The 13,880-nt window shown below is 66.5% G+C and carries 9 protein-coding genes and 1 pseudogene; 5 read left to right on the top strand and 5 right to left on the bottom strand.

The genetic code is table 11. The features are described from left to right. Positions 1-67 precede the first annotated feature (67 nt). A complete protein-coding gene (locus tag A4H34_RS08745; protein WP_009199658.1) occupies positions 68-754 on the bottom strand; it encodes a potassium channel family protein in 687 nt (228 codons plus the stop codon). After that, positions 751-1,401 carry a potassium channel family protein gene (locus A4H34_RS08740; RefSeq protein WP_009199657.1) on the bottom strand — a complete coding sequence of 217 codons (651 nt, stop codon included), beginning with the start codon at positions 1,399-1,401 and terminating at the stop codon, positions 751-753. Before A4H34_RS08740 ends, A4H34_RS08745 begins: the two co-directional genes overlap by 4 nt. A gap of 61 nt (positions 1,402-1,462) precedes the next feature. On the opposite strand from A4H34_RS08740, the gene A4H34_RS08735 reads away from it, so the two are divergent. The 4 genes from A4H34_RS08735 (at position 1,463) to dxs (ending at position 8,029) form a co-directional block, all read left to right on the top strand. Beyond that, entirely contained in the window at positions 1,463-3,256 is a 1,794-nt protein-coding gene (locus A4H34_RS08735; protein WP_156510308.1) for an APC family permease, read from the top strand. Beyond that, positions 3,253-4,482 carry a class I SAM-dependent RNA methyltransferase gene (locus A4H34_RS08730; protein ID WP_064231842.1) on the top strand — a complete coding sequence of 410 codons (1,230 nt, stop codon included), beginning with the start codon at positions 3,253-3,255 and terminating at the stop codon, positions 4,480-4,482. The genes A4H34_RS08735 and A4H34_RS08730 overlap by 4 nt, the downstream gene beginning before the upstream one ends. Positions 4,483-4,592: 110 nt before the next feature. After that, complete coding sequence (locus tag A4H34_RS08725) at positions 4,593-5,981, top strand: dihydrolipoyl dehydrogenase family protein (RefSeq protein ID WP_064231841.1); 1,389 nt, start codon at positions 4,593-4,595, stop codon at positions 5,979-5,981. Between the two features lie 173 nt (positions 5,982-6,154). Next, a complete protein-coding gene (gene dxs / locus A4H34_RS08720) occupies positions 6,155-8,029 on the top strand; it encodes a 1-deoxy-D-xylulose-5-phosphate synthase (RefSeq protein WP_064231840.1) in 1,875 nt (624 codons plus the stop codon). 36 nt (positions 8,030-8,065) lie between these two features. On the opposite strand, the gene A4H34_RS08715 is transcribed toward dxs, so the two are convergent. Then, the gene (locus A4H34_RS08715) at positions 8,066-9,301 is read right to left on the bottom strand and encodes an HRDC domain-containing protein (RefSeq protein WP_064231839.1); all 1,236 of its coding nucleotides are present in this window, start codon (positions 9,299-9,301) and stop codon (positions 8,066-8,068) included. Then, positions 9,301-9,879 (bottom strand): DUF3000 domain-containing protein, encoded by a 579-nt coding sequence (locus A4H34_RS08710; RefSeq protein ID WP_009199651.1) that lies wholly within the window; start codon positions 9,877-9,879, stop codon positions 9,301-9,303. The genes A4H34_RS08715 and A4H34_RS08710 overlap by 1 nt, the downstream gene beginning before the upstream one ends. A gap of 68 nt (positions 9,880-9,947) precedes the next feature. Between A4H34_RS08710 and A4H34_RS08705 the strand changes: the two genes are divergently transcribed. Next, positions 9,948-11,009 (top strand): lipid II:glycine glycyltransferase FemX, encoded by a 1,062-nt coding sequence (locus A4H34_RS08705; protein ID WP_009199650.1) that lies wholly within the window; start codon positions 9,948-9,950, stop codon positions 11,007-11,009. 702 nt (positions 11,010-11,711) lie between these two features. On the opposite strand, the pseudogene glgX reads toward A4H34_RS08705, so the two are convergent. Further along, positions 11,712-13,808, bottom strand: a pseudogene (glgX, locus tag A4H34_RS08700) (glycogen debranching protein GlgX); the annotation flags it as partial. Positions 13,809-13,880: the final 72 nt, after the last annotated feature.

The raw sequence follows: 13,880 nt of genomic DNA, 5'->3' as shown, positions 1-13,880 counted from the left end.
GCGGCCGACGGACGGAAGCGGAGCCGGCCGGAGAGGCGAAACCGCCGTCGGAAAACGGGGTCGCCTGCTAGATCGATTCGAGCGAGGCGTCGTCGCCGATGAGCTCGCGCACGATGTCGAGGTCTTCTTCCGCCTCGGCCGAGCGCAGGAAAAGCACCTGGTCGCCGGCTTCGACCGTCAGATCGGGTTCCGCCGTGAACGGCACCCCGTCCCGGACGATCGCGTTGAGGACGATCGAGGGCGGGAGGACGACGTCGGAGACGGCAAGCCCGACGATCGGGGCCTTGGGCGGAAGGGTCGTCTGCAGGAGGGCCGCCCCCGAGCTGTGGAAGTGCATGACCGTTGCGAGGCGCCCGTTGGCGACCGCGTCCTCGACGTATGGCGCTATGACGCGCGGCGTCGAGACGGCGACGTCCACTCCCCACGACTCGTCGAAGAGCCACTCGTTTTTCGGGTTGTTCACGCGGGCGATGACCCTCTCGACGCCGAATTCGGTTTTGGCCAGGAGCGAGACGACGAGGTTGACCTTGTCGTCGCCCGTCGTCGCCACGACGACGTCGGCCTCGTCGAGGTTCGCCCGCTGGAGGCTCGTGAGCTCGCAGGCGTCGTCGAGCTGCCACTCGGCCTCGGGGACGGAGGCGACTTTCATCGCCGAGGGGTGGCGGTCGATGATCGTGATGTCGTGGCCGGATTGGACGAGCTCCTTGGCGATCGACCTGCCGACGGACCCGGCCCCCGCGATGATGACTTTCACAGATCCTCCTGGGCTGGATGGTTCGCGATTCTTTGGACGGCGCCGGCCCGATCGGTTTCGACCGTCATGTGCAGCGCGTCGCCGTCTTGCAGCACGAGGCTGGGCGAGGGAAGCGTCCCTCTGCCCAAACGAGTGAGATAGGTCACTCTTGCTTTCGTCGCGCGCTCCAAATCGGAAACGCTGCGTCCGAACCAGGAAGGGTCGAGGTCGATGCCGACGATCGCGATTCCGGCGTCGTCTTCGATCCAGTCGAAGTGCGGCCCCAGCGGGATGAGATGCCGGAAGACCTGCTCGACCGTCCATTTGACCGTTGAGACTGTGGCGATTCCGAGCCGCTCGTAAACCTCTGCGCGCGTCGGATCGTATATGCGGGTGACGACGTTGGACACCCCGAAGGTCTCGCGGACCACGCGGGCGGCGATGATGTTCGAGTTGTCGCCCGAGGAGACGGCGGCGAAGCCGTGGGCGTCCTCGATGCCGGCCTGGATCAACGCCTCGCGGTCGAAGCCCATCCCCGTGACGCGCTGGCCCGAAAAACCTTCCGGGAGCCGCCGAAACGAGTCGGGGCTGTGGTCGATGACGGCCACGGAGTGGCCGTACTCCGTTAGATTCGCGGCCAACGTCGCTCCGACGCGACCGCACCCCATGATGACAAAGTGCACGCTAAGAACGCTACCTCAAACCGCGACGTGGCGTAGCCTGAACACTGTGACGAACGAAATACCCGCCCGCTCGGCAGCGGCCGACACCACGATGATCGTCCTCTCGGCCGTCATCGTTCCCCAGATCATTCTTCGTTCCGTCCCCTCGGGGGCGAATTCCGCGGACATCACAGCAGCCGCCGCCGTGGCGGTTCTCAGCCTCCTGGCGGCCTTCCTCGGGGCGACGTGGGTGGGGCGCCTCGTTCCGCGCCGCCTCTCCTACCAAATTGTGGCCTCCCACATCGGCCCGGGGATGGGCGTGGTGGCCGCCTCGGCGCGCTACCTGTGCTACGTCATCGTCATCGTTCTGGGCGTCGGCGTCGCAACGACGAGTCTCGTGGAAGTCTTCCCGGCGCTGCCGCGCGGGCCCCTTCTCTACGGGCTCGTCCTGGCGCTGGCCCTTCCCGTGCTTTTGCGAAGGGGAAGGGAATCGCGGCTGTACTGGGTCACCGCCGCCCTCGGTGCCCTCGCGATCGCAACCGTTCTCGTCTGGGGCCTTGTCGTCGAGCTCAGCGACGGATCCACGGCCGACGCCGCCATGTCCGCGCGGCGCCAGGCGGTCCTGTCGGGCCGCAACCCGGGGGTCTCCCATCCGCTCATGACGGCCGTCATGGCCGCCGTGTTTCCGGCCTGCCTTCTCGTGCTCCTGAGCGAGCGCGTCCACGGCGGCGCGCGCACCCGCAGGGTCCGCCCGCCTTGGCTTGCCGCCCGCTTCGGCGGCGCGACCGTCGCCATAGCAGTCACCCTCTACCTGTCCATACTTTTCGAGCTTCCCGGCCAGCGGCTCGGCATACCGAGCCTGTCGATCGCCCACGGCCTCTTGGGGGGAGGCGGCTACAAGGCGGTTGCCGCGGGATACGCCCTGCTCGGCGTCTCCGCGGCACTTGCAGCGTACGCCCGCCTGCCCTTCCTGCTGAGCGAGCTCGCCACAGACGGCATCCTCCCGCGCCGCCTCGGCACTCGCGACGCGATCAAGCCGCGCCTGGTCATCGTGGGGCTGACGGCGGTCCTCGCCGCGGGGTTCGCGGGGGTGCTCGTCTCCAGCCTGGCGGGGGCCACCGTCTTCGTCGTCTGCGCGTTCCTGCAATTCGGCTTGACGTGCGTGGCGATGACGCTGCGCTCGGTGGGAATACTCAAGGAGTCGCTGGATCGGGCCGAGCGCAGGAGCGCGAGTCTGACGAAATGGGCCTTCGCCGCCATGGCGGGCGTGTGCGGCGCCGGGCTTGGCCTGACGGTTTTCATCGAACGCACATGGCTTGCCGTCTCCCTCGTCGGCCTGGCGGTTCCCGCGCTCATCATGCTCCTGGCGCGCCGGAGCATGGGCAAGGTCGCCCGAACCCTCGCCGTGGCGAATCTTTCGGCGGGCCGCCGCCTGCCCACGCGCATCCACGGAGTCGTGCTCGTCAGCGTGGTCGATGACCCGACGCTGCGCACGTTGAGCTACGCTCGGGCCATGAGGTTGTCGAGCCTGACCGCCTTGACGGTCGATTTCGATCCGAATCGCACGCGCCAGCTTCGCGACGACTGGAAGGAGGCGGGCCTTCCCGTCGACCTCACGGTTCTCGGCACGCCGCAGGGGGCCACGCGCGGGCACATCGTCGACTACGTCCACTCTTTGCACCAGATGCATCCCGGCGACGTCGTGGCCGTCTTCTACCAGAGGATCCTAGCGGCGGGCGTCTGGGAGGGATATTTTCTGCGAAGGTCGATGCCGAGCGTCATAGCCGATTTGCGCCACGAACCCGGGGTGATCCTCGCCGAGGTTCCCTATCTTTTCCATCCGACCGAGGAGGACGAATGACAACGCTCGACATAGATTTGACCGACGTCGCCCACGGCGGGTCCGCCGTCGGCAGGGCGGAGGACGGCAGGGTCGTCTTCGCCCGCTTCGGCCTTCCCGGCGAGCGCGTGCGAGTTCAGGTGACGGGGCAGCGCTCGACGCTCATCCGCGGCGACGTCGTGGAGGTCCTGTCGAACCCCTCCGAGCACAGGGTCGACTTGGTGTGGCCGGAGGCCGGGCCGCTCGGCGTCGGCGGGGCCGATCTCGGGCACGTCGCCTTCGACTATCAGGCGGAGTGGAAGAGCCACGTCCTTGCAACGACCCTCGGCCGAATCGGCGGCCGCGACCTTCAGGAGCATTTCGCCGAGCAGGGCCTTTCGCCGCGGGTCGCCGCCCTTCCCGGCGACGCCGAGACCTCCGGCTGGGCCACTCGCACCCGGATCGAATTCGTCGTGGGCGAGGACGGCCGGCCGGCGATGTACAGGGATTCGAGCCACGAGCTCATGGGGGTGGCGAGCTTTCCTCTGGCCGTCGAGGAGATCGGCGAGCTCGACCTCTTCGGCGGCTGGCGTTCTTGGTGGAAGCCGGGGGAGCGAGTCAAGGCGCTTGCCCCTTCCGGGTCGGACCCCGCCCTGTTCGTCGGCGGGGATGTGTGGTGGGCGCCGGGCATGCGGGCCGACGAGGTCGTCCGCGAGGACGTCGTGGTCGGCGGCGAGCTCTACGCCTACCAGGTCCACGCAGGCGGATTCTGGCAGGTCCACCGTGCAGCGGCGGCGAGCCTCATCGAGCTCGTCATGCGCGGGGCGAAGGTCCAACCGGGGGACCGCGTCGTCGAACTCTACTCGGGCGCCGGCCTGCTGACGCAGCCGCTCGCTGTCGCGACGGGAGAAGCGGGCGCCGTCTACGCGATGGAGGCGACTCGAGAGGCGGTGGACGATGCGAGGGCGAACCTTCGGGATCTGCCGTGGGCACGCACCCGCGCGGCGAGGATCGACGCCCACGCGCTGGAGGGGGTCAACGGCGACGTCGTCGTGGCCGATCCGCCCAGGGCGGGGCTTGGCACGGAGCTGGCGGCGATGCTCGGCGAGGCGAAGGTCGGCAGGATCGTCCTCGTCTCCTGCGACCCGGCGTCCATGGCGCGCGACGTCGCAGTCATGCGGGGATGCGGGCGCAAGGCAACCTTCTTTGAGGCGGTCGACATTTTCCCGAACACACATCATTTCGAATGCGTAACCGTAGTAGAGTGATGCGAATCGAGTGATCCGCGTCTCGGAATGCGTTCTGTGCGCTGCACGTTGTATGCAACGGATGGGAACGAGCCCATGCCGCATAAACGCAAAATATACGGAGGAATACGATGGCAAGCGCGCCCGAAAAATACGATCTTGTGGTCGTCGGAGGCGGAAAGGCCGGAAAGTCTCTCGCCATGCTTCGTGCGAAGATGGGCGACAAGGTCTTCATGGTCGAGCGGGACAAAATCGGCGGGACGTGCATCAACGTCGCCTGCATCCCGACGAAGACGCTCGTCTCGAGCGCGCGAAGGCTTGTCGAGGTTCGCACGGCCGCGTCTTACGGGGTCGATCTGCCCGGGGCCGACCTCGCCTCGGCGAGAGTGGACCTTCAGGCCTTGCGGGCCCGCAAGGAGAGCGTGGTCGGCGGCATGGTCGAGGCGCATAAGAAGATGTTCGCCGCGCCCGGGCTGGATTTCGTTCTCGGAACGGCCAAGTTCGTCGGGCCGAAGACGGTCGAGGCGACGCTGGCCGACGGATCGGTCCGCGTGGTCGAGGGCGAGAAGGTCCTGATCAACACGGGGACGACGCCGGCGATTCCTCCTATCGAGGGATTGGGCGACGTCGCCTACTGGACGAGCGAGGACGCCCTTCGCCTGACCGAGATCCCCGATCGCCTCGTCATTCTCGGCGGCGGAGTCATCGGCGTCGAGATGGCCTCGATGATGGCGGCCTTCGGGGCGAACGTGACCCTCATCGAGGGCGGGGAGCACATTCTTGCCAGGGAGGATGCGGACGTCGCCGAAGAGATGGCGGCCAACCTCGCCGCGCAGGGCGTGACGGTGCGCACCGGCGAGCGCGCGATGCGCGTGTCCTCTGACGGCGAGGGGGTCGTCGTCCACACGACTGCCGGCGAGGTCGCGGGAACGCGCCTCCTCGTGGCTCTGGGACGCACTCCGGTCACGAAGGGCCTGGGCCTGGAAGCGGCTGGGGTCGAGCTGACCGAGCGCGGCTTCGTCAAGGTCGATTCCCGCCTCGAGACGACGGCGCCCGGCGTCTACGCTGCGGGCGACGTCGCCGGAACGCCCCAATTCACGCATGCCTCGTGGAACGATTTCCGCGTGTTGCGCGATCTCTTTGCGGGCAAGGAGGCCTCGACGGAGGGCCGCCTCATCCCGTGGGCGGTCTTCGCGACCCCCGAGCTCGGGCGCGTCGGAATGAGCGAGAGCGAGGCCCGCGCGGCCGGAAGAGACATCCGGGTGGCGAAGGTCGCCGCGGCGGCGGTACCGCGCGCCAAGACGCACGGCCACGTCGAGGGCTTCTACAAGGTCGTCGTCGACGCGGAGACCGAAGAGATCCTCGGCGCCGCGATCGTCGCCGAAAGCGCGAGCGAGGTCATCGCCGCCGTTCAGACGGCCATGCTGGGCGGCCTTCCCTGGCCCAAACTGCGCGACGCAGTCATCGCCCACCCGACGATGGCCGAGGGCCTGAACATCGTGCTGGATTCGCTTGGCTGACGGGGAGACGGCCGGACCGCCTCTTTCCGGGCGGGCGCCCTTCTGACGGCCGCGTCGCGCCGAAAACAGTGTCACGTCCGCGCCGGCCCTTCGCACACATGGGCGGAGGGCCGGCGCGGCGCTGCAACGGCCGACCGGGCGGTTAGAATGGACGATGGCAAAAGGAGGTCGCCTTGGGACTCATTGAGGGCATACTCGGACCTGACGACGTAAAGGGTCTGCCGCCGGAGCGGCTTGAGGGCCTGGCCGAGGAAATCAGGGCCTTCCTCGTTGAGAACGTTTCGAAGACGGGCGGCCATCTGGGCCCCAACCTCGGCGTCGTCGAGCTGACGATAGCCCTCCACCGGGTCTTCTCCTCCCCGTCGGACGTCCTCGTCTTTGACACCGGGCACCAGAGCTATGTGCACAAGATCCTCACGGGGCGCCGCGATTTCTCCACGCTGCGCCAGGAAGGCGGGCTGTCGGGGTATCCCGCGCGCAAAGAGTCGGTCCACGACGTCGTCGAAAACTCGCACGCCTCCACCGCGCTCTCCTGGGCCGACGGGATCGCCCGTTCCTTCGAGCTTCGCGGAGAGGACCGCCGCGTCGTGGCAGTCATAGGCGACGGAGCGATGACAGGGGGAATGGCATGGGAGGCCCTCAACAACATCGCCGAGGATCCGAAGCGGCCCATCGTCGTCGTCCTCAACGACAACGACCGCTCCTACGCGCCGACGGTGGGCGGAATCGTCCGCAAGTTCGAGCCCGTCAGGCGGTTGGACAACTTCCGCCTCAATAAGAACTACGAGGCCTTCCTCAAATGGACGAAACGCCATCTATTCGGCGCGGGAGTGCCGGGGAGGGCCGCCTACGGCGCCCTCCATTCGATCAAAAAGGGCGTCAAGGACATCTTCGTCGACGCCGGAATCTTCGACTCGCTCGGCCTGAAGTACATCGGCCCCGTGGACGGGCACAACCTCAAGGACCTCCAGGAGGCCTTCGCCTTGGCGAAGGACTTCGGGGGGCCGGTCGTCGTGCACACGATAACCGAAAAGGGCAGGGGGTATCGCCCCGCTGAGGAGAATGCCGACGATCGGTTCCACGCTGTGGGGCGCATCCACCCCGAGACCGGGCTGCCGATCGAGCCCGCGCGCTTCGGATGGACCGCCGTGTTCGCCGAGGAAATCGCGCAGATTGCGCGCGAGCGCGAAGACGTCGTGGGTGTGACGGCGGCGATGCTGCGGCCAGTCGGACTGGGCGCTTTCGCCGACGCCTTTCCCGAGAGGGTGATCGACGTCGGAATCGCCGAACAGCACGCCCTGACGATGGCAGCCGGCCTGGCGTACGCCGGATGCCATCCAGTCGTCGCCCTCTATTCGACCTTCATGAACCGGGGCTTCGACCAGCTGCTCATGGACGTGGCCCTTCACAATGCTCCCGTCACAGTGGTCCTCGACCGCGCCGGGATAACCGGCGACGACGGAGCCTCCCACAACGGCATGTGGGACCTTTCGCTCGCCGCGATGGTCCCCGGCCTGAGGGTCGCCGCCCCCCGCGACGCCGAGCGGCTGAGGGAGCTATTGCGCGAGGCGCTCGACGTCGAGGGGCCGACGCTCGTGCGCTATCCCAAGGGGGAGGCGCCGCCTCCGATCGAAGCCGTGGGCGCCGTGGACGGCGCGGACCTCGTCTATTCGAGGGGCGGGGCAAGGACCGCCGTCGTCGCGGTCGGGGCGGCGGTTCCCGCGGCGATCGAGGCAGCGGTAGACCGCGGCGACGCGGACGTCCTCGACCCTCGCTGGGCGCTGCCGGTCGATCCCGCGCTCGTCGAGACTCTGCTTTCATACGACGCCGTCGTCACCGTCGAGGACGGCCTTGTCGACGGCGGGGTCGGAAGCGAAATCGCCCTCGCCCTCGGCGAGGCGGGGTATGGCGGAAGGCTGCGGCATCTGGGGATCGGTCGGCGTTTCCTGCCTCACGCCTCCCGCGCATCGGTCCGCCGCGCAGAGGGCCTGACACCGGAGGCGATTGGCTCGGCCATCGATTCGGTGCGGCAGGGGATCCGCTCCTAGGCTCCCGGCGAAGCCCCGCGCTGCGGCCGCCGGCAGCTAGGGGCGAGGCGGCTGGGACCGAGGTTTTTCCGCCCTGCGCGCCGCGGCCACGAGAACCTGGCCGACGTTGTCGACCTGCCACGGGCGCGCGCCGAGGGCGGCCAGCAGAATCGGGATCTCCTCGGGGTCGTCCCACCCGTCCCAGGCGAGCGCGCGCTGATAGGCGGGCTTGAGAAGAATCTCCTGGCGAATTCCAAGATCGTCGGCGCGTGCCAGCACCGTGCTGCGAACGACTTTCCATCGCGCCGCGGCATCGGGGTTGGCGCGCTCCCAATTGCGGGTGGCCGGGAAAGGCTCGGCGGACTCGTGGAAGACGCGCTGGGGCAGTTCCTCCTTGGGGACTGCCCAGGCCGAGGAAATGGCGTTCCACCACGTATGCGCGTCCTTGCGCCGCATCCTCGACTGGAGCAGGGGCGAGCGCGCGACGTCGGCGTGGGAACGGGGCTTGCGGGAGGCCAGCTCCGCCAAGACCTTGGAAGGAAGCACCTTTTCCGGGGCAAGGTCGCGTTCTTTGGCCAGCTTCTCGCGCGAGCGCCACAGGGACTCGAGTATGCCCAGCGCCCGTCTGTCCGTCATTCCGTTCCTCCTGGCAGACTTGCGCCACGGCTGGGGCGAAGGGGTTTTCGGCTCGCGCAGCCGTATTTCCTCGCACTCTTCGTGAAGCCATTCGAGGCGCCCGGCTGCGCGCAGCATGGCCGTGAGCCGCTCCCGCAATTCGATGAGCAGTTCGACGTCGAGCGCCGCGTACGCCCGCAGCTCCGGGGCGAGGGGGCGCTCCGACCAGTCGGCCATGGAATGCTCTTTGGCCAGGCCGTATCCGAGGACTTCGGCCACTTCCGCCTGAAGCGAGATGCGTTCGAAGCCGAGGAGGATGCCCGCGACTTCGGTGTCGAAGATCTCGGGCGGATTGAAGCCGAGTTCGCGCAGGCACGGCAGGTCCTGATCGGCCGCGTGGAGGATCCACACGTCCGTCGCCAGGAGCTCGGCGAGGGGGCCGAGGCGGTCTTCGATGCCGATGGGGTCGATGAGGAAGGTTCCTGCGCCCTCTCGGCGGATTTGGACGACGTACGCCCTTCCCGAGTAGCGGATGCCCATGGCGCGCTCGGTGTCGATGGCGAACGGGCCGCGGCCGGCGCCGAGGGCGGAGACGGCGTCGTCGATGTCGAGGTTCGTCAGTTCGGGGATTCCCCCGCTTGGGACGTCGAGCGGCTGTATGTCTACCGAATCCGACATTAAAGAGCTCCCGAGGAACGGGGAAGAGCCGCGACGCCGTCGGGGCCCAGCCCGCACACGCTCGCGGCAAAGTCCGCCCAAGCGTCGAGGTGGGCGGAGACGTCGGCATAGTCGGGGCTCCACGAGGCTCTCACCTCGAGGTCGATCGTCGAATCCGTCATGTGCATTCCTGTAAATGTTTCGTTGTAGTTTCGAGTGACCGTTCCCGTCAGGTTGTGATACTCGGCGCCGCGGGCTTCGAGAGATTCGGCCAACCATGTCCAGGATACTTCGCCCAGCAGGGGATCGCCGCCCATGTCGGATTCTACGGGGGCGTTGGCGTAGGCGACTATTCGGATGGTGCCGTCCCACGCTGGCTGGCCTTCGGGGTCGTAAAGGAGAACGAAACGCGCGTTTCCGCGATAGGAATCGGGATCGAGCGAGGCGGAATCGTTGATTTCGGCTTGAAGCGCCACCGCCCACGGCGCAATTTTCGCCGGGGGCGGTATCTGACTCACGTGGAGTTCGCTGCGGAACGCGTGCCCCTTGAGGGACTCGAGGGCCGTGAGGAACTCGGCAGGCGCTTCGATTTGTGGCACGTCGCAACACTACTCGGACGAAGGGCTCGGGCTGAAGCTGGCGCGCCGAATGCAGGTAGGCTTACACCATGAAGACAAGCAGATTCGAAGATGTAGGCTCGGAATTCGAAAGCTTGGCCGAAGAAGCGAAGGTCGATTTGCCTCTCGAACAGACCTCCGCCTGGGAGGTCTTCGACTGGGCCGTGGGCGGGCGGCTTCCGTGGCGCAAGCTCGTGTGGCTGGTCGACGGCGAGCCCAGGGCCTTTCTCACCGCCACGAAGATGCGGGGGCGAGGATTCACGTACCTTTGGGCGAAGCACGGCCCCGTTTGGGCCGGCCCCACTCCCAGCGCGCGGGAAGAGGCGGCGTTTCGCTCCGACCTCGTCAGGGTGGTCCGCAGCATCGAACCCGAGGTCGATTTCGTCCGGCTTCACGCGCACCATCGTGCCGGCGACCTTCGCGAGCTCCTCCAATCGGTCACCTATGACAGAACCGTTGTCCTCGATCTGAGAAAGGACGCGGACGCCCTCCTCGCATCGATGAAGAAGCGCGGGCGGCGCGATGTGCGCAAGGCCATGCGCGACGAATCTCTCGTCGCCGCCGACGAAACCGAGAATGCGCACGCTGTTTTCGGCGAGCTCTACGAGCTGCTCGTCGAGACGGGCGAGCGCGATTCTTTCGGTATTTTGCCGCAGGAAACGTATGAGGCGATGCTCGTCGGGCTCGGGCCTGAGCACTGCCGCCTGTACACCGTTCGGCGCGAAGGCCGGCCGCTGTGCTGGGGAATCGTCACGACCACCGCCTCTCAGGCCACCTACTATTACGCGGCGTCGAACGACGAGGGCCGCAAAGCCGGCGCCCCCGACTTGCTCGTTTTCGCCATGGCCCGCTTCCTGCGCGAGCGTGGAATCGAGAGCTTCGACCTCATGGGCATCGATTCGGAGCGTGCGCCGCAATTGGCGGGCGTGCGCGGATTCAAGACCAAGTTCAGCGAGGAGATCGCCGAAGTCCCCGGCGCATGGGACGTTCCGGTCTCGCGTTTGCGTTACGAGGCTTTGGTCAAGGCCCTGGCCGCCAAGCGCTGGGCGACGGCGAAGCTCGACTCGGTGCGGCAGCGCTTGCGAGGAGACTCGGAAGACCAGGATTCGTAAGGGCCGACAAGGGCGAGGCCCCGTTTTCCGGACAGCCTCGCCCCCGTCTTGCCCGTCCTCCCGGGTTTACGGTTTGTCCGGCGCGCCTTTGGCCGACGCGCCCTCGCCTTTGCCGGGTGCGTCCTTGCCGCGGACGGTCCCGTCTTTCCCGTCTTTGTTTTCGGTCCTGTCCGGCTCGCCTGAGCCGCTTGGCGCGCCTGATCCTGCCAACGGGTTCGGCGTGCTCGATTCGGCTGGGCGGCCCGATTTCACTGCGCCCTTAGAAGCAGAGCCGTTGCCCGGACCTTTCTCTGAAAGCTCGTCCTGGCCCTCCTGCGAACCGTCCAGGATTCCTTCCGAGCCTTCGCCTGAACCGAGCGCACCGTCTGCCTGGGCCTCTGCAGGTGCCTCCGCCGCCTCGTCTGCTGGGTCTGGGGTGGCGCCGTTTTCGGAGTCGCCGCCGCCTTCCGCGTCTGGGGCGGCGCCGTTTTCGGGATTGGAGGTCGCGCCGCCCTCAGAGCCCGCTGCAGTTCCGCCTTCGGAGGAGTTGCTGCCCTCAGGGTCGCGGGTCGCTTGGATTCCATCGGAGTCGCAGTCGCCCGGGCATTCGACGTTTGCGAACCTTGGGTGGCTCTCCGGAGGGAAGGCGAAATGCGGCTTGATGCACTGGGTCAGCTCCTCGCTGCGGGCTTTAAGGCTCAGCGGGACTTCGCCGTCGACCCTGATGAACACACGCATCGAGTGTTCTTCGACCTTGACGGAATCGCCCGGCTCGTAGCGGCGTTCGGCATTGATGTGGTTGCCCGTGTCGAGGACGTCGGCCCATGTTCCGCCGTACAGCTCGCTCGGAATCGTGAAGGTCTGGTCGGCGACGTCGGCGTTGAACATCAGCAGAACGTCGTCGTCGTAGACGTCCTCGCCGCGGTCGTCGGGCTCTCCGATGGCGGAGCCGTTGTAGTAGACCATGAGCGACCGGGCGTAAACGGTGGTCCAGTCCGATTCTTCCATGGTGGTCGCATCGGGCCGGAACCATTCGATCTCGCCGATCTCCGAACGGCCGCCTTTCTCGGAGTCGCCCGCGAGGAAGCGACGCCGCCTGAAAACGGGATGCGCTTTGCGGAACTCAATGAGCTGGCGGGTGAACTCGAGCAATCCGACGGCCTCGAGGTCGAGGTCCCAATTGATCCAGGAGAGTTCGTTGTCTTGGCAGTAGGCGTTGTTGTTGCCCTGCTGCGTTCGCCCGAGTTCGTCTCCGTGCGCGAGCATCGGCACGCCCTGGGACAGCAGGAGCGTCGTGAGGAGATTGCGGATTTGGCGGTTGCGCAGCACTTTGACCGCATCGTCGTCGGTCGGGCCCTCGGCGCCGCAGTTCCACGAGCGATTGTAAGATTCGCCGTCGTTGCCGCCCTCCAGATTCGCGTCGTTGTGTTTTTCGTTGTAAGAAACGAGGTCGCGCATAGTGAAGCCGTCGTGGGCGATGACGAAGTTGATCGACGCCATCGGACGCCGCCCGCTCGACGCATACAGGTCGGAAGATCCCGTCAGGCGCCCGGCGAGCTCGGAAAGCATCGCGGGCTCGCCCCGCCAGAAGTCGCGGACGGTGTCGCGGTACTTGCCGTTCCACTCCGTCCACAGAGGCGGAAAGCCGCCGACGTTGTAGCCGCCGTCGCCGATGTCCCAGGGCTCGGCGATGAGCTTGACCTGAGAGATCAGCGGATCTTGCTGAATGATGTCGAAGAAGCTGGAGAGCTTGTCCACGGCGTGGAGCTCGCGCGCCAACGTCGAGGCGAGGTCGAAGCGGAACCCGTCGACGTGCATGTCCGTGATCCAGTACCGCAGCGAATCCATGATGAGCTGCAGTGTGTTGGGGGAGCGCATGTTGAGCGAGTTTCCCGTTCCGGTGGTGTCGAAGTAGTGCTCCGGGGAGTCCTCGACGAGCCGGTAGTAGGAGGGATTGTCGAGGCCGCGGAAAGCCAGGGTGGGTCCCATGTGGTTGCCCTCGGCCGTGTGGTTGTAGACGACGTCCATGATGACTTCGATGTCCGCCTCATGGAAGGCCTTGACCATTGCCTTGAACTCGTCGACCTGCCCGCCGAGCCAGTCGGTGGAAGCGTAGCCGTTGTGGGGGGCGAAGAAGCCGATGGTGTTGTAGCCCCAATAGTTTGACAGGCCCTTGGCCTGCAGCGCGGTGTCGTTGACGAATTGATGGCAGGGCATGAGCTCGATGGCGGTGATGCCCAGGCTCTTGAGGTAGTCGATGATGACGGGGTGCGAGATTCCCGCGTAGGTTCCCCGGACCTCCTGTGGAATGTCCGGGTGCGTCATGGTCATGCCGCGTACGTGCGCCTCGTAAATGATTGTGTCGTTGTAGCGGTGCTTCGGAGGGCGGTCGTGCCCCCAGTCGAAAAACGGGTTGATGACTACCGAGACCATCGTGTGGGGCGCGGAATCGAGTTCGCTTCTCTTGGAAGGGTCGTTGAAATCGTAGGAGAAGAGCGCTTGCTCGTTGGCGATCTTGCCGGTGATCGCTTTCGCGTAGGGGTCGAGAAGCAGTTTCGAGTAGTCGCAGCGCAGGCCCTTGGAGGGATCGTAAGGGCCTTTCACGCGGAATCCGTAGCGCTGCCCGGGGCGCACTCCGGGCAGATAGCAATGCCACACGCCGGCGTCGACTTCTCGCAGCTCGATTTTCGTCTCGCCGACGACGTCGTCGATAAGGCACAAGTCGATTCCTTCGGCGATGGAAGAAAAAACGGCAAAATTCGTCCCGGAGCCGTCGTACGTGGCTCCGAGTGGGTATGAACGTCCAGGCCATATTTGCATACAGCAATTCTCGCACTTCGCGGTGGGCCTTGTCCGCCGTTTTCCCACGCGAGCCGCGAGGAAAATATAAGC

Origin of the sequence: Peptidiphaga gingivicola, from assembly GCF_001652275.1 — a bacterium.
GTDB classification, from domain to species: Bacteria; Actinomycetota; Actinomycetes; order Actinomycetales; family Actinomycetaceae; genus Peptidiphaga; species Peptidiphaga gingivicola.
The sequence above is the reverse complement of the archived record's forward strand: the minus strand, read 5'-3'. Positions and strand labels throughout refer to the sequence as shown.